12 protein-coding genes are annotated in these 16,998 nt (G+C 69.7%); 6 read left to right on the top strand and 6 right to left on the bottom strand.

Annotated elements, in window-relative coordinates:
- Positions 1 to 655 precede the first annotated feature (655 nt).
- The 5 genes from AB0G52_RS18300 to AB0G52_RS18280 all read left to right on the top strand — a co-directional run bounded on the left by AB0G52_RS18300 (position 656) and on the right by AB0G52_RS18280 (position 9,479).
- Entirely contained in the window at positions 656 to 6,853 is a 6,198-nt protein-coding gene (locus AB0G52_RS18300; protein ID WP_361337256.1) for a DddA-like double-stranded DNA deaminase toxin, read from the top strand.
- Positions 6,745 to 7,356 carry an Imm1 family immunity protein gene (locus AB0G52_RS18295; protein ID WP_361337255.1) on the top strand — a complete coding sequence of 204 codons (612 nt, stop codon included), beginning with the start codon at positions 6,745 to 6,747 and terminating at the stop codon, positions 7,354 to 7,356. Before AB0G52_RS18300 ends, AB0G52_RS18295 begins: the two co-directional genes overlap by 109 nt.
- A gap of 166 nt (positions 7,357 to 7,522) precedes the next feature.
- Positions 7,523 to 8,230, top strand: coding sequence for a hypothetical protein (locus AB0G52_RS18290; protein ID WP_361337254.1), 708 nt, complete (start codon positions 7,523 to 7,525; stop codon positions 8,228 to 8,230).
- A gap of 203 nt (positions 8,231 to 8,433) precedes the next feature.
- Positions 8,434 to 8,832 carry a transposase family protein gene (locus AB0G52_RS18285; protein ID WP_361337253.1) on the top strand — a complete coding sequence of 133 codons (399 nt, stop codon included), beginning with the start codon at positions 8,434 to 8,436 and terminating at the stop codon, positions 8,830 to 8,832.
- Entirely contained in the window at positions 8,829 to 9,479 is a 651-nt protein-coding gene (locus AB0G52_RS18280; RefSeq protein ID WP_361337276.1) for an ISAs1 family transposase, read from the top strand. The genes AB0G52_RS18285 and AB0G52_RS18280 overlap by 4 nt, the downstream gene beginning before the upstream one ends.
- Before the next feature lie 43 nt (positions 9,480 to 9,522).
- On the opposite strand, the gene AB0G52_RS18275 is transcribed toward AB0G52_RS18280, so the two are convergent.
- The 5 genes from AB0G52_RS18275 to AB0G52_RS18255 form a co-directional block, all read right to left on the bottom strand.
- Complete coding sequence (locus tag AB0G52_RS18275) at positions 9,523 to 10,560, bottom strand: rod shape-determining protein (protein ID WP_361337252.1); 1,038 nt, start codon at positions 10,558 to 10,560, stop codon at positions 9,523 to 9,525.
- 161 nt (positions 10,561 to 10,721) lie between these two features.
- On the bottom strand, positions 10,722 to 12,065 hold the full coding sequence (locus tag AB0G52_RS18270) for a carboxyl transferase domain-containing protein (protein ID WP_361337275.1): 1,344 nt from the start codon (positions 12,063 to 12,065) through the stop codon (positions 10,722 to 10,724).
- Positions 12,058 to 13,497 carry an acyl-CoA synthetase gene (locus AB0G52_RS18265; protein WP_361337251.1) on the bottom strand — a complete coding sequence of 480 codons (1,440 nt, stop codon included), beginning with the start codon at positions 13,495 to 13,497 and terminating at the stop codon, positions 12,058 to 12,060. Before AB0G52_RS18265 ends, AB0G52_RS18270 begins: the two co-directional genes overlap by 8 nt.
- A gap of 196 nt (positions 13,498 to 13,693) precedes the next feature.
- Complete coding sequence (locus tag AB0G52_RS18260; RefSeq protein WP_361337250.1) at positions 13,694 to 14,554, bottom strand: SMP-30/gluconolactonase/LRE family protein; 861 nt, start codon at positions 14,552 to 14,554, stop codon at positions 13,694 to 13,696.
- A complete protein-coding gene (locus tag AB0G52_RS18255; protein ID WP_361337249.1) occupies positions 14,551 to 15,324 on the bottom strand; it encodes an IclR family transcriptional regulator in 774 nt (257 codons plus the stop codon). The genes AB0G52_RS18260 and AB0G52_RS18255 overlap by 4 nt, the downstream gene beginning before the upstream one ends.
- Positions 15,325 to 15,479: 155 nt before the next feature.
- Here AB0G52_RS18255 and AB0G52_RS18250 point away from each other — a divergent pair, with 155 nt between their 5' ends.
- The gene (locus AB0G52_RS18250) at positions 15,480 to 16,046 is read left to right on the top strand and encodes a hypothetical protein (RefSeq protein ID WP_360565412.1); all 567 of its coding nucleotides are present in this window, start codon (positions 15,480 to 15,482) and stop codon (positions 16,044 to 16,046) included.
- Here the strand turns inward: AB0G52_RS18250 and AB0G52_RS18245 are convergent.
- Positions 16,024 to 16,902: a hypothetical protein gene (locus AB0G52_RS18245; RefSeq protein WP_361337248.1), complete on the bottom strand. Its 879-nt coding sequence runs from the start codon at positions 16,900 to 16,902 to the stop codon at positions 16,024 to 16,026. The two genes, AB0G52_RS18250 and AB0G52_RS18245, sit on opposite strands and share 23 nt — an antisense overlap.
- Positions 16,903 to 16,998: the final 96 nt, after the last annotated feature.

Below are 16,998 nucleotides of genomic sequence, written 5' to 3'. Positions count from 1 at the left end.
ACCTTCATGTATTTCTTGCCATCGGGCGAACGATCACTGGTGCTGCCATAGGCCGAGGTGGTCGTTCGGTATTTCGGCATGTCGTCATGTTGAGGGGGAGGCCGTGTCCGGTAGACGTGTGCGCAGGAACAGCGGAGCTGTGAGGGCGCGATACCGGCGCACGGCCGGAAGGCTCTTGGCGGGATGGGCTGCGGTGCTCGCCTGGTCCCTGTGCCTGAGCGTGGCCTTCGGGGCGACAGCGACCGCGCTGCCCCTGTCAAGCGCGACGACTGCCGCGTCGGCTGCGAAGCCGAAGGCGGATCTCGGCCGCTCGGTCACGGGACTCAAGCCCGTTCCGCACAAGAGCGTGCGTCTTTCCGGCGCCACCCGGCACACCGTCATACCGACCAGGACGGCGTGGCCGGCCGCCAAGGCCGGGACTTTGACGCTGACGGTGCCCAAGCACTCGGCAGCCACTGGCTCCAAAGCCATCGCGTCGGGGACACCCGTGTGGGCGCAGGCTGTAGCGTCCAGCAAGGGCAGCTATGCCGGCCCAACGACGCTTGGGGTTTCGGTCAAGTCGCGGTCGTTGTCCCGACGGCTGGGCGTATCCGGCCCCATCTGGTCGCTCGCAGCCGTCCCACGCTCCGGGAGCACCGCCGTCGCCTCCGGCCGGGTGAAAGTGGGCCTGGACTACGCAGCGTTCAGCCAGGTCATCGGAGGTAACTACGCTTCCCGGCTGCGGCTGGTGGAACTGCCCGCCTGCGCGCTGACGACCCCCCAACTGGCGAAGTGCCGCAAGCAGACCCCTCTGACGTCCCACAACGATCCCAGTAACACCGCCGTCTCCGCAGAGGTCACCCTCGTCGGCACCGGCTCGGTGAAGAGCGCTACCAGCGCCGTCCGCACCGCGGCCGGGGCGGCGAAGCCGGCTGTCTACACCGGCCCGGTCTCCCAATCTGCCACAGCCCAGGCGGCGTCGACGTCCGGCGCCGCAACGGTGATCGCGGCCACCGACTCGACCGGCCAGGAAGGCGGGGCCGGAGGCAACTACGCCTCCACTCTGTCCTCCGCGGGTTCCTGGGGACAGTCCGGCTCCTCCGGCGACTTCACCTACACCTACAAGGTGGACTCGCCGGCAGCATCCACGTCACTGGCACCGGACGCGTCGCTGTCCTACGACTCCGGCAGCGTCGACGGGAAGACAGCCAACACGCAGGCACAGTCGTCCTGGGTGGGCGACGGCTGGACCACGCAGGATTCGTTTGTCGCCCAGGAGTTCACACCTTGCTCCGACTCCCCTGAGGGCAGTGTCGGCTCGGTGACCACCTCGGACGAGTGCTACGACGGCCCTGTTCTGACCATGTCGCTGAACGGGTCGTCGACGTCGATCGTCTACGACAAGGACTCCTCCACCTACAAGCTGGCCGACGACAACGGCGAGATGGTCACGAAGGTGACCGGCTCGGCGAACGGCTCTGGCACGTACGACACGTCGTACTGGGTGATCACCGAGCGGGACGGCACCAAGTACTACTTCGGCCGTAACGAACTGCCCGGCTGGGCGTCCGGCAAGGACACGACGAACTCGGTGGATTCCGAGCGTGTGTACGCCGCCCACTCCACGGATCCCTGCTACAACTCCACGGCCACCAGCAGCTACTGCACCATGGCCTACAAGTGGCACCTGGACTACGTCACCACCGCCACCGGTGACGCGATGGCGTACTACTACACGCAGGACACCAACTACTACGGCGCCTACAACGGAGCCTCCGAAGTCCAGTACGTGCGCGACTCCTACCTCGCGCACATCGACTACGGCTTCACCACCGCCACCGGCCCCTACGGCACCGTCCCCGACAAGATCGTCTACAACCCGTCGGTGCGCTGCACCTCCACCAGCACCAACTGCGGCAGCGCGGAGACCTCCTCCAACGCCGCCTACTATCCCGACGTCCCCTACGACCTCGTCTGCGCGAAGGGGGCCACCTGCACCCCGTACGCGCCGTCGTTCTTCTCCACCGTCCGCCTGAAGTCCATCACGACCCAGCAGTACTCGGTCGCCTCCAGCGCGTACGTCACGGTCGACTCCTACGCGTTGACGCAAACGGAGCCGTCCACCGGGGATGCGACCAGCGCGACCCTGTGGCTGTCCTCAGTGCAGCGCACCGGCTCGGACACCACGGCGGGCGGCTCGACCTCGTCGATCACCATGCCGGCGGTGCAGTTCACCGGCTCGGCCCTGGAAAACCGGGTGAGCACCGCCACCTACCCGGGCCTGTTCCGCTACCGCATCACCAAGATCACCAACGAACTGGGCGGGGTCACCGGCGTCTCCTACACGCTCCCGACCGCCTGCTCGACCTCGGCCTCCCCGTCCTCGAACACCGCCTCATGTTTCCCGGAGTACTGGACGCCCAGCGGCTACATCAGCCCGATGCTGGACTGGTTCAACAAGTACGCGGTCCAGGAGGTCCTGGAGACCGACACCACCGGCGGCTCGGCCATCAAGGAGACCGACTACTCCTACAGCGGTGCGGCCTGGCACTACGACGACGACGAGACCACCAAGGCCAAGTACCGCACGTACGGGCAGTGGCGCGGCTACCAGCAGGTGACCACCACCACCGGCAACGGCTCCGGTGACGCTCAGACCAAGCAGGTCGACTCCTACTACCAGGGCATGGACGGCGACTGGCTCTCGTCCACGAAGACCCGCAGCGTGCCGCTCACCGACTCCCAGGGCGGCACCCACACCGACTCCCCCCAACTCGCCGGCAGCGTACTGGAGTCCACCTCCTACCTCGGCAACGGCGGCGGTGTCGACCACTCCACGATCACCTCGTACTGGATCTCCGCGGCCACCGCGACCCGCACACGGTCCGGGCTGCCGGACCTCACTGCCAACGCGACCGGCACCGCCGAGGAGTGGACCCGGCAACGACTGACCGACAAGGGCAGCACCAGCTGGCGCTACAACGAGACCGACACCACCTACGACGCCACCCGCACCGACGACGACTTCGGCCTGCCGACCTACACCTACACGCACACCGTGCCGACCGACACCGACTACGACCGGTGCACCACCACCACCTATGCCCCGGCCAACACCAGCGCCAACCTCGTCGGCCTGGTCTCCGGCACCGAAGAAGACTCCGTCGCCTGCTCTGGCTTCACCGAGGGTTCGGTCGCCTCCGTACCCAGCGGACTGAACACCCTGAGCGCCCCCGCTAGCGTCAACCGGCCCGATCAGGTCGTCTCCGCCACCCGGACCTTCTACGACGACCCCACCTTCTCCACCACCTTCCCGCAGGCCGCCGCCCCGACCATGGGCCTGGTCACCATGACCCGTAAGGCCACCGACTACGGCTCGGGCGCCTTCACCTGGCGGACCACCGCGAAGAACACCTACGACAGCACCTACCACCGCCTGGCCAGCACCACCAACGGCAACGGCAACACCACCACGACCAGCTACACGGTCAACTCCGCCTACCTGACCACCGGACAGACAGTCACCGCGCCCACCGTGAGCGGGGTCGCTCACACCAGTAGCTCGACGCTGGACCCGGAACGCGGGCTCACCCTCACCAGCACCGACGCCAATCATGTGGTCACCACCGTCCAGTACGACGCGCTGGGCCGGCCCACGTCGGTGTGGAAGAACTCCCGCGCGACCACCTCGCTGGCGAACCTCACCTACACCTACACGCTGTCCAACAGCTCGCTGTCGGGTGTGGTCACCAACACCCTCAACGACAACAGCGGCTACCTCACCTCGGTCAGCATCGAGGACTCCCTCGGCCGCACCCGCCAGACCCAGACCTACACCCCGCAGGGCGGCCGTCTCATCGACGACACCCTGTACGACTCACGCGGCTGGACGGCGAAGAAGAACAACGACTACTGGGACCGCGCCACCACCCCCACCCTGGCGCTGGACTCGGTGCCCGACAACCAGGTCGCCGACCAGGACGTGTACACCTACGACGGTCTCGGCCGGCAGATCTACGACATCTCCGAGAAGAACGGCTCGATCGTCTCGACCACCACCACGGTCTACAACGGCGACGCCACCACCGTCATCCCGCCCACCGGCGGCGTCACCAAGACCACCCGCACCGACCCGGTCGGCCGCACCCACGAACTCGACGAATACACCACCGCACCCACGCTCACCACACCGCTCAACGCAGCCACCGGAATCTTCTACCTCACCGGTGGCAGCACCACCGCCACCACTTACGGCTACGACGGCCACAACCAGCAGTCCACCACCACCGACGCCAAGAACCACGTGTGGACCACCACCTACGACCTGGCCGGCGAGGTGACCTCCAAGACCGACCCCACGGCCGGCCAGACCTCCGCTATGACGTACGACGGAGACGGCAACCTGCTTCAGGCCAAGGACTCCCGCGGCCTGTACGTCTCCTACACCTACGACGCACTCGACCGGAAAACCGGCCAGTACGCCGCGGCGACCGCCGCCCAGGCCGCCTACGCCTCCACCACCTCGCCAGGCAACCAGACCGCGTCCTGGGTCTACGACAACTCCGACACCGCCATCACCGGCATGACCTACCCGGTCGGCCACGTCACCACCGCCACCTCCTACAGCGGCGGCTACGCCTACGTGCAGCAGGCCGTGAACTTCAACGTCTTCGGCGAGTCCCTGGGCGAGGAGACCATCGTCCCCTCCGCCGCACAGGGCTCGGTCCTCGGCAAGACCTGGAAGATCACCCACACCTACAGCAGCATCAACGGCCTGCTGTGGACCGACGCCTACGGCGCCGGCGGCGGATTGCCCGCCGAGACTGTCACCCACAGCTACAACAACGACGGTCAGCCCTATGGCCTGGCCACAACCTCTTACGGCTACGCCCAAAGCACCACCTACAGCGCCTACAACCAGGTCGCCCAGGTCCAGCTCGGCTCCTCCACCTCCTACGCCACCGTCACCGACGCCTACGACGCACACACCGGAGACCTGACCGACCAACTGGTCACCCGCTCCACCACCAGCCCCGCCAGCGTCGACGAGACCGCGTACAAGTACGACCTGTCCGGCAACATCACCCGCCAGACCGAGACCCGCTCCGGCTCCAGCACCACGGCCGAAACCCAGTGCTACAACTACGACCCCCTCGACCGCCTCACCGCCGCATGGACTACCGCCTCGACAGCAACCGACACCTGCACTGCCACGCCCACCAGCAGTGACCACAGCATGGTCGGTGACGGCATCAGCAGCGGCGCTTACTGGACCAGCTGGACCTACGACGAAATCGGCAACCGGCTCACCCAGACCCAGCACACCGTCTCCGGCTCCGGCAGCGACACCCTCACCACCGGCGTCTGGTCCAGCAGCCAGCCCAACACCATGACCGGCACCACCAACACCGGCGGCTCGACCAGCTCGACCAGCTACACCTACGACAGTGCCGGCAACACCCAGACCCGCAACACCAGCACCGGCAACCAGACCCTCGTCTGGAACAACGTCGAACAGCTGACCAGCGTCTCCAACAGCACCACCGGCACCGCCACCAGCTACATCTACGACGCCGACGGCAACCTGCTCCTCCAGGTCGACCCCAGCACCACCACCCTGTACCTCGGCAGCGAACAGATCACCCTCAACGACTCCGCCGGCACCGCCACCGGCGTCCGCTACTACACAGCCCCCGGCGGCGCCACCATCGTCCGCACCGGCACCGGCACCAACTACGGCTTCGAACTCGCCGCCGACCAGCACGGCACCAACAGCCTCTACCTCGACTACACCGCCCAGACCCCCACCTGGCGCCAGTTCGACCCCTACGGCAACCCCCGCGGCACCACCACCACCACCTGGGCCGACAACCGCACCTTCCTCAACAAAACCACGGACACCACCACCGCCCTCACCGACATCGGCGCCCGCGAGTACGACCCCGCTATCGGCCGCTTCATCAGCCTCGACCCGGTCTTCGAAGCGACCAGCCCTCAAGAACTCGGCGGCTACACCTATGCTGGCGACAATCCCGTCAGCGAGAGTGACCCCACCGGTCTCTGCGCGGATATTGACTGCCCCACACGCCCTGGCCCCGGCTACGAGAACACAACACCCGGGCACAAGCCCGGAAAGCCGAAGAAATCATCCAACACCCTCTTTGAGGAAAATCACGAATCTTATAACGGTACGTCGCATAAAAGCAGCGGCGTATCTAGTGGCGCTTCCAGTTGCTGGCCGCTCTCCGCGTGCTCGACTCCTTCTTACAGCCCTGACATGGGAGACACCAGTAATTCCAGGAACGTCACCCCATTCTTGAACGAAATCCAAAAGAAGCTCAAGGAGTACTGGAAATTCCTGAGCAAGAGCACGTGCACCAACGCTCAGGAACGTGATAATGAGGCTTGTGCACCGCTTACGGGTACCATCCAGGTAGGCCCCGAGGAAGGGGGTGCTTTCGAGGGCTCCAATGTTGGGCGGGCGCTTGACGAGCTAGCCGCTGAGCGCGTAACGACCGGGCTGCTTTTGGATTCGGGTGGGAATCTCATCCATGGAGGGATAGAGGCTGGCGGCAACAGTGATCTCGTCAAGGATACCGACGCATATCTGAGGCAACATGGCACCCCCATTAACCCGAAGGCTAGGTTTTATCCGGCCGCGCAACATGTTGAGTCTCAGTATGCGATGTTGATGCGCGAGAAGGGGATAACTTCTGCGACTGTGGTCATGAATAACGCAGAAGGCGTGTGTGGTGGGCCGTATGGATGCCAGAGTGCAATCAAGGCAATTCTGCCAAGAGGTTCCACAATGTCTGTGTGGTACCCTGGCGAGGCCAAGCCGTTTATCATTTCCGGAGAGGCTGCTGCGCCTTGATTCTGAATGCAGTGATTCATGGAAACTATCGTTACGCCCGGAGTTGGTCCGAAATGGAACCGCTAATCGCGGAAGTCACGGGAAATCTTCGGTCAGAGCGAAGTGATTTGCCGTGGCTCGCCCCAGGCGAAATCGCTCTGTTTATGTTTGCTGAGGGGTGTCACTCCGAATCGGTACGCGACTGGTGGCCGGATAACACCCTTCAGGTCGCGGTGAACTCTGAGACGGGCTATGGAGGGCTCGTTTGGTTCGCCACCCAGGAGCGTGTCACCAAGAATGAAATTTCCGAATATATCTGGGTGTCCAATAATCCTAGCCCTCCGGAATTCGACCCACGCGTCGTGTCTGATCCCGGAGTCCCCTACTTCTTCGAGCCCAGAAGTGCTCTTCCAGTCGATCAAATTCGGGCTGCACTTGAGGAGTTCTGTCGACTCGGAACCGGTGATCGGCCTGAATGTATCGAGTGGGTTCATGGGGAGATGAATGGGCAGCGGCACGACTGACCTCAGGGCTTCGGCGTAGTCGGCGGGCGTCCGTTTCGTGATCACTTGAGATGAAGAGAGGGAGAGTGGGCGGTTCCTGATCACGTCCGTTGCGCCCCGGAGCCCTTGCGTCTCCCCCGCACCGTCGGGTGGAGCGAGCCGACTGCGCTAGGAGATGATCCCGTGCGTGGCTGAAGAGGCAGGTACGGATGCGGACGATGCTTGCGCATGGGCTGAGCGGCCGGGTTGGGCGTTCGGGCTTATAGCGGAGGATCCGGCTGCGAGAGGTGCAGCGCTCGTCCATCTGACGGAGGCCCAGAGCAAGGTCACAGACGCGCTCGCCCGGTCCAACGAGATGTGGCTGCGGACGCGGCACCTGGGAGCGGACGAGCAGTACCGGGAGCCGGCCTTTCTGCAGGCGCGCCGGAGGCATCAGCAAGCCCAGAGGCGTTCGCTGCCTGATGGGGTGTGGGGTGGTCCTGCGGACGGGGATCTGGCGACGTGGCCGGGGCTGCCCTATGTGGTGCTCTTCCTGGAGTGGGAGGCGAGGTACCCGCTGGAGTGGACGCAACATGCGAAGGCGTGGGGTACGAAGCAGAGCCTGATCCGGACGGTGGCCCGTGCTCGCCAGGACGAAGCGATCAAGGCGAAGCTCACCGACCTGGTCGACATCGTCGTCCACCGGGCGTATCGCTGCAAGGATCGCGAATACGTGCGGGTTGCCCGGGCTGTCGACAGCGCTGATCTACGGGGCAGGCTCGGTCGGGCGGCAGAGTCGGACAGTCCGTGGGCCCGGTGCCACGCCGGGTACGTGCTCTGGCTCCTTGATCGCCCTGACCTGCCGAACACCCGTCGCGTCTGGCAGACCTGGGTTGCGGGCGAGGCCGCGGCGTAGCTGTGCGCGGGCGAGGAAAGGTACTCGTGATCACGGAGTGCTCCACGTCCATGACCTGCCTGGAAGACCGTGCCTGCCGACGCATCATCCCTGATCCCACCTGCCCTTGACCGGCTCCGCGAGCAGTCCGACGTCGGGCCCAGGAGGTGCCTGGCCTGCTGGAGCGGTTGGCTCAGGTGCCGGATCCGCGTGATCCACGCGGCGTGCGCCATACTCTGGCCGTCGTGCTCACGCTGACCGCCTGCGCGGTGCTGACTGGCGCGACCTCGCTACTGGCGGTCGGTGAGTGGATCGCGGACGCGCCGCCGCACGTGCTGGAGCGACTCGGCGTGCGCCCCGATCCCTTACTGCCCCGAAGGCTCGTGCCCTCGGAGGCGACGGTCCGTCGGCTGCTTGCCCGCATCGACGGTGATGCCCTGGACCAGGCGGTGGGCAGATGGCTTGCCGACCGCCAGCCCAAGAGCGCCGAGCTGCGTGGACTGTCCGTGGACGGCAAGTCCCTGCGCGGTGCGGCGAAGGCCCAGGGGCGGAGGATCCACCTACTCGCCGCGGTGGAGCACACGACCGGGCTGGTCTTGGCCCAACTTGCGTCGGCGAGATAACCGGTGAGGTCACCCGCTTCCAGCCGCTGCTCGACACCGCCACAGACCTGGCCGCAACCGTGGTCACCAGCGACGCGCTCCATACGCAACGCGAGCACACCGCCTACCTCCTGGGCCGCAGGGCCCACTACATCGCGATCGTCAAGGGCAATCGGAAGAAGCTACGCAAGCAGCTGAAGTCCCTTCCCTGGAGGGACATCCCGTTCCAGGACCGCACCCGGGGTACCGGCCACGGCCGCGTGAAGATCCGTCGGATCAAGGTCGCCACCCTGAATAACCTGCTCTTCCCCGGCGCCCATCAGGCCGTCCAGATCAAGCGCCGCCGCACCGACCGCAAGACCGGCAAGACCACCATCACGACCGTCTACGCGGTCACCGACCTGACCGCCGAGCAGGCCACTCCCGTCCAACTCGCGAGACTGATCCGCGACCACTGGAAGATCGAAGCCTTGCACCACGTCCGCGACACCACCTTCGCCGAAGACGCCTCCCAGCTGCGGACCTGCAACGCACCCCGCGCGATGGCAACCTGGCGCAACCTCGCCGTCGGCGCCCTCCGGCTGAGCGGCGTCAAGAACATCGCCGCCGGCCTCCGCCGCAACGCACGCGACGCCCGCCGCCCCCTCGCACTCCTCGGCCTCACGTGATCACAAAGCGGGCGCCCGCCGACTACGCCGAAGCCCTGGGTTCTCAGCAGGTCTGCGGGCCCAGCAGCAGGGGTTCGATGCGGCCTTCCAGCATCTCGCCGAGGCCCTGGACGGCGCAGACGTCCGGTCGCTCGGCGATGTGCACCGGCATCCCCGTGGCCTGCCGCAGCAGCTGGTCGAAGCCGGGGAGCAGCGCGGACCCGCCGACCATCACCATCCCGCGGTCGGCGAGATCGGCGACCAGGTCGGGCGGGCAGTCCCGCAGCACCTTGCCGATCCCGTCCAGGACGGCGGTCAGCGGCGTCTGGATGGCGTCCCGTACGGCCGCCGTGTCGACCTGCACGCTGCGGGCGAGGCCGGTGGCCACGTCCCGGCCGTGGATCTCCGTGGACGTCGGCCCGTGCGGGGTGAGCCCGTTCTCCGAGAGGGCCAGCTGCAACGGCCGTACCGCCTGGCTCGGCAGCATCAGTTCGTGCTCGTGGCGCAGCAGCTGCACGATCGCGTGGTCCACCGACTCGCCGCCGACGGGCATCCGTTCCGCGCGCACGATCGACCCGAGGGAGAGCACGGCCACCTGGGTGGCGGCCGCCCCGCAGACGAGGATCATCGTCGCCTCCGGCCGCTCCACCGGCAGCCCGCACCCCACGGCCGCGGCGATCAGCGTGTCGACCAGCTCCACCCGCCGCGCGCCGAGCCCCACCAGCGTCTCGATGGTGGCCCGCTGCGCCAGCGGGTCGGCGTCGTGCGGGGTGCAGGCGGCGGCCCTCAGCCGGGGTTTGCGGCGCAGCATGCGGCGGGTCCGGTCGCCGAGCAGCTGCCGCAGCATCCGCTGGGCCATCTCGATGTCGACCACCGTGCCGCCGGAGATCGGACGCACCACGCGGATGTAGTCGGGGGTACGGCCCGTCATCTTCTCCGCGAACTCGCCCACGGCGATCAGGGCACCCGTCCGCGTGTTCATCGCGGCGACGGACGGCTGGTCCACCACCAGCCCCATGCCCTTCACGTACACCCGGGTGCGGGCGGCCCCGAGATCGACGGCGAAATGGCAGCGGCGCAACTGCTCCAGACTGACGGTCACGGCGATCCTCCCGAGTGCGCGGGCCGTGGGACGGCGGACGACGGCTCCTTTCGCATCCTCTGGGTGATGCCGACGGCGCGCCTGCGGGAGGGGGCCGGGCGGGGCGCCGCTGAATGGGGGGTTCGGGCACGAACGGCACCGGGCAGGGGCGGCGGCCGTGGTCAGGGTGCGGTGGGCACGATGCCTTGGATCACGCCCAGGGACAGCAGGTCCTGGGGGCGGATGCGCAGCTGGTCAGCGGTGGTCTCGACCGCCTCCGGGGGGCGTTTCAGGATCGCCGCCGCCAGCTCCGGGGCGATCACCGAGAAGTAGCTGTCGGGGGTGGCCCAGGTGTTGCCGGGGGCGGCCGGTGCCAGTGCCCCGCCGGAGCCGCCCTCGCCGATGACGAGCGTGGTGACCGGCGTACGGGCGGCGGCCACCGCGCCGAACAGCTCCGCGATCGCGGCGCCCGCGCCCTGCCGTTCCGCCTCCGCGTCGTTGGCGGCGCCCGGGGTGTCGACGAGCGTCAGCACGGGGATCCCCAGCCGGTCCGCGAGCCGTATCAGACGGGCGGCGGTGCGGAATCCGGCGGGCCGGGTCGCCGTACCGGTCTGCGCGGCGTAGGCGACGGTACGGCCCTCCCGCTCCCCGAACCCGCACAGCATCCCCTCGGGGTCCGCGCCCCCGCACCGGTCGCCGACCAGGGCGGCCCGGCGGCTGAAATAGGCGTCCAGGTAGGCGCCGGCGCGCGGGCGCCGCGGGTCGCGGGCGCGCTCGACGGCCGCCCAGCCGGTGCCCGGCAACCGGGCGTCGCCGAGGGCGGCGGGCGGCTCGGCGGGCCGCGTGGAGGGGGAGGTCAGCAGTCGCAGCCACAGCCCCAGGCACGCCTTCAGGTCCGCAGGGGGCACCACGGCGTCCACCGTCCCCGACGCGAGCTGGGCGTCCGCCGTGTACGCGGCCGGGTCCGCGTCCGGTGGGCGGACCCGGGAGCCCGCGAAACCGACCTGGGCGCCGGGCAGCGCCAGGATCACGTCGGCGCCCGCGCCCAGGGTGGCCCAGCCGCCGCCGGTCGTCGGGTCCCGCAGGACCGCGATCTGCGGCAGCCCCGCCTCGCGGGTGAGCGCCGACTGCCGTGCCACCCGCTGGAGCTGGGACAGGGCGAGCATGCCCTCCTGCATCCGGCTGCCGCCGGTGGCGACCAGCGGGACGACCGGCAGCCGGTGCGTCCGGGCGTGGCCGTACGCCGCCTCCAGCCGGTCCCCGGTCCGCTCGCCCAGCGACCCGCCGAGGAACCCGAACTCGAACGCGATCAGCACGGCCGCCGTGCCCTCGACGCGCGCGGTGCCGACCACGACCGACTCCCGCTCGCCGGTGCGTGCGGCGGCGCGGGCGCGCGAGGCGTCGTACCCCTGCCAGCCGAGCGGGCCGTCGGGCGCGGACTCCCCTTCCCGGTGCGGGAGTTCGGCGAAGGTGCCGGGGTCGGTGACGAGGTCGAGGAACCGCCGGGCGGAGAGCCGCTCAGGCATGCTCACCGAGGGCCCGCTTCATGATCTTCCCCATGTCGTTGCGGGGGAGGGCGTCCAGGTAGCGGACCACACGCGGGCGTTTGTGCGGGGCGAGCCGGCCGGCGACATGGCCGGCCAACTCCTCGGCCGGGGGCGGCGACTGCGGATCAGCCGGGACGATCCAGGCGACGATCCGCTCCCCCAGGTCGGCGTCCGGCTCCCCGGTGACGGCGGCCTCCCGCACCCCGGGGTGTTCGAGGAGCGCGTTCTCGATCTCACCGGCACCGATCTTGTAACCGCCGCTCTTGATCAGGTCGGTGGCCTTGCGGCCGACGATCCGCACATAGCCGTCTGGCTCCCGTACCGCCATGTCCCCGGTGCGGAACCAGCCGTCGGCGGTGTAGGCGGCGGCGGTGGCGTCGGGCCGGTTGAGGTACTCGGTGAAGAGGTTCGGGCCGCGCACCTGGATCTCGCCGACGCTCTCCCCGTCGTACTCCGTGATCGCCGTCCCGTCCTCCTCCACCAGCCGCAGCTCCACCCCCGGCAGCGGTACGCCGACGGTGCCCGCGCGGGCCTCGCCGTCGGCCCGCACGCTGGTGTTCATCAGGGTCTCCGTCATGCCGTACCGCTCGATGACCCGGCGCCCGGTGGCCGCCGCGATCCGCTCGTGGTCGTGGAGGGGCAGCGCGGCCGAACCGGAGACCAGCAGCCGGGCCCGGCCCAGCGCCCGCGCCAGTTCGGGGTCGGCGGGCAGGGCCTCGGCGATGCGGTGGTACATGGTGGGGACGCCGAACATCATGGTCGCGCCGTCGCTCAGCTCACGGGTGACGCCGGCCGTGTCGAACCGCCCCAGGTGCCGGACGCAACCACCGCGCCGCAGCGGCCCGAGGATCCCGATCACCAGCCCGTGCACATGGAAGAGCGGCAGGGCGTGGACGAGGACGTCCTCCCCGGTCCACTGCCAGGCGTCGGCGAGCGCGTCCAGGGTCGCGGCGACGGCCCGGCGGGGGATGACGGCGCCCTTGGGCGGGCCTGTGGTGCCGGAGGTGTAGACGACGAGGGCGGGGTCGGACTCGGCGGAGTCGTCCTCCGGCACCGGGCCCACCGCCTGCGTGTCGACGTCGATGCGGGGCAGACCGGCGAGGGCGGGCGGCAGCTCGGCGCCGGGTGCGGCCAGCACGGCCGTCGGCGCGCTGTCGGACAGGATGTGCGCGAGTTCCTTCTCGCCCGACCTGGGGTTGAGGGGGACGGCCGCCCGGCCGGCGAGCAGGACGCCCACGACGGCGACGGCGGTCTCCAGCTCCGGGGTCGCCCACACGGCGACCCGCGCGGCGCCCCGCACCCGCCCGGCGACGGCCCCGGCCGCCCCGCCGAGCTGCCCGTACGTCAGCGACCGCCCCCCGAACCGCAACGCGACCCGCTCGCCCACCAGCTCCGGAAACAGACCCGACACGCCACGCCCCTCACCGATCGAAACCCGAACGCCTCCTTCCTACCCCACCGAACCCACCCCCACCACGGCCGCCGTCCACCGCCGACCGCCCGACCCACGCCCAGCACAGCGCCCCGTAAGGGGCGCGGGGAACTGCGCGATCAGCCCCCACGCACCCGCAGCCGAAACATGGCCCCGCCCCCCGGACCCTGACCCCCTATCCCGCGAACACCGGCTGGACAACCCCCTGCCCGACCCCCGGAACCACCAGCAGCGCCCCGGCCGTCGCCTGCGGCGCAGCCAACCCCACGCGCGCCGTCGTGACGTACAGATCGGTCAGCCCGGCGCCGCCGAACGCGCACGCCGTCGTACGGGGCGTGGGCAGCGTGACGACCCGGTCCAGCTCACCGGTCGGCGTGTAGCGCCGCACCGCACCCCCGTCCCACAGCGCCACCCACACACACCCGTCCGCGTCCACCGTCAGCCCGTCGGGGAACCCGGCACCCTCCTCGATCGTCACCAACGGCCGCCGGTTGCGGGGGAGTCCGCCGTCGTAGTCGAAGACGTCCACCCGGCGGGTCGGGGTGTCGACGTAGTAGACGAGGCGGCCGTCCGGGCTCCAGCCCGTCCCGTTGCTGACGGTGACGTCCGGCAGCAGCGTCGTCACCGCTCCGTCGGCCCCCACCCGCGCCAGCGTGCCCCCGCCGGTCGCCTCGTCGTAGCGCATCGTGCCGGCCCACAGCGAGCCGTCGGGCGCGACGGCCGCGTCGTTGGCGCGGCGGCCGGGCACCGGCTCGCGGTGCAGCCAGCGGAACGTGTCGTCGGGGTCGAGGAGCGCCACCCCGTCCCGGAGGTTGAGCACCAGCCCGCCGTTCGCACGCGGCTTCACCGCGCCGACGTGCTGGTCGGTCGTACGGGTCGTACGGCGCCCGGTGGCCGGGTCGTACGTGTGGACGCGCGAGCCGAGTATGTCGATCCAGAGCAGGCGGCCGGTCGCCGCGTCCCACGTCGGCCCCTCCCCGAGCGTCGCCTCCGCCGCGACCGCGACCTCGTACGCGGTGTGCACCGTCGTCGTCATGCCACGCTCCGGTGGCCGAGGCGCTCGGAGAGTTCCGCGGCGCCCTTCACGGCGAGCCGCTCCAGCTCGTCCCGGCGCTCGTCGCTCCAGCGGATCATCGGTACGGAGATGGAGAGCGCCGCGACGACCTGGCCGGTGCGGTCGCGGACCGGCGCGGCGACACAGGAGACGTCGGGGTTGGACTCGCGGCTCTCCACGGCGATGCCGCGCGCGCGGATCTCGGTGAGGGCCGCGCGCAGCGCGTCCGGGTCGGTGATGCTGTTCGGTGTCATGCGGACGAGGTCGGCGTCGTCCGGGATGCGCGCGGACAGCTCCGGCTCCGGCAGCGAGGCCAGCAGCATCTTGCCGACGGAGGTGCAGTGCGCGGGGAGCCGGCGGCCCGCGGCGGAGACCATGCGGACCGCGTGCGTGGAGTCGACCTTGGCGATGTAGATGACGTCGGTGCCTTCGAGGATCGCCACGTGGACGGTCTCGTCGCAGGTCTCGGCGACGGAGCGGGCGACCTGCTGGCCCTCGGCGGCGAGGTCGAGCTGCTCGGCGTAGCGGCTGCCGAGCTGGTACGGGCGCACGCCGAGCCGGTAACGTCCGGGCTGTCCGGGTACGGGCACGATGTACGAGCGGGCGGCGAGCGTGGTCACCAGTTCGTGCACGGTGGTCCGCGGCAACTGGAGTTTGCGCACTATGTCGGGGGCGGAGAGGGTCCCGTCCCCGTCCAGGAAGAGCTCAAGAATGTCGAGAGCCCGGGTCACGGCAGGCACAAAGCGTCCCACGTCCGGCCCCCTCCCTTGGGTCTAAGCGCCAGATCTCGTCGGAGCGGCGGAGCCGTTCGAGATATCAACAGGCGATCGGCATGACGAACACAGGCTAGCCATCGGGGATTGCCCGGGCAATGGCCGGGAACGAGCCGGGCACCCGGAGGTGCACCATGGGTCCTGTGCAACTGGACTTCCAGCTGGTGCTGCTGCGCCGCATGGCCGACCACAATCCGGACCTGGTCGAGGACGCCCGCCGCGAACTGGGCGCGTCCCTCGCGGACATGAGGGAGGCCAACAAGCGCTGGCAGGCGATGGTCCGCTCGCCCCGGTCCCGGTCCGCCGCCGCCCGGTACCGTTCAGTGCTCGGGCCGCCTCATTGGGAGGCGAAACGCACGGTCGGCGACCTGGAGTGCGCGGTGTGGCAGTGGCGGCTCCCGCTCTGGCCCACCCTGCGCTTCGAGGTGCTGGTCGCGGGCGGCGGCGCGGTCTGGAACGAGTGGCTGGTCCGCGACCCGGAGGCGCCCGCCCCCACCCTGGAGACCTACGCGGACCTGACCCCCTGGTCCTGCACGATCGACGAGGCCGCCCGCGCCTTCGCCCCCGCCCGCCCCCTGGAGGGCACCGCCCCCACCCGGTGGGGCCTGGCCCTCACCCTCCCCGACGGCCGTCAGGCGGTCGCCGAGTTCACCTGGGGCCTGCTCCAGCGCACCGCCGTCATCGACGGGCCGCGCCGATGACCGCCTCCGCCACCTCGGCCACCGAACCGGGGTGCAGGAACAGGAACAGGTTCGGCTCGACCAGCTCCAGCTCCATCACCCGCGGCCGGCCGTCCTCGCCGTCGACCAGGTCCACCCGGGCGTAGAGCAGCTCGGGCGCCTCCGGTACGGCGGCCAACGCGCGCTCCGCGACGGCCAGTTCGGCCGGTGTCGGCGTCCACGGCACCAGGTCCGGATGGGCCACCTTGTCCGCGTCGTACGCCGTGCCCGGCGTGAGCACGGCCCGCTTGCGGCTGGCGTGCAGCAGCCGCCCGCCGAAGAACTGCAGCGCCCGCTCTCCGCTGACGTCGATGCCCGAGACGTACGGCTGGACCATCGCGGTCAGCCCCTCCTCGTGCATCCGGGCCAGGTGCCGCAGGGCGGTGTCGTGCTCGCCGGGTGTGTAGCGGGCGGCGAACCGGGCGCCGGCGCCGAAGGTGGGCTTGACCACGAAGTCGCGGTCGGTGGGGAGGGCGGGGCCGGCCGGGTCGCCGGGGGCGAGATACCGGGTCGGCACCACCGGCACACCGGCCGCCGCGAGGTCACCGAGATACCGCTTGTCGGTGTTCCACCGCACCACCTCCGCCGGGTTCGCGATCCGGGTCGCCTTGCCCACCCGCTCCACCCACGCCACGAACTCGTCGAGACGCCAGCTGTAGTCCCAGGTGGAGCGCAGCAGGACCAGGTCGTAGCCGCCCCACTCCGTCTCCGGGTCGTCCCACGGCCGGGCCACGGCCTCGGCCCCCGCGTCGGCCAGCGCCCGCAGCAGCACCGGCAGGTCCTGGTCCTTGCTCGGTTCCGCGCCGGGGTCGTAGGTGGCGAGGGCTATGCGGGGCACGACGGAGCTCCCTTGACTGACGACGACCACGTTCCCCGGCAGGCTAACGGTCCGCACCCGCCGCATCGCAACCGAGAAGCCACCGCGGGATTCGCG

The sequence above is a fragment of the Streptomyces sp. NPDC021562 genome, from assembly GCF_040640875.1.
Classification (GTDB): domain Bacteria; phylum Actinomycetota; class Actinomycetes; order Streptomycetales; family Streptomycetaceae; genus Streptomyces.
Note: the sequence above shows the minus strand (reverse complement) of the source record. Positions and strands in the feature narration are given on the sequence as shown.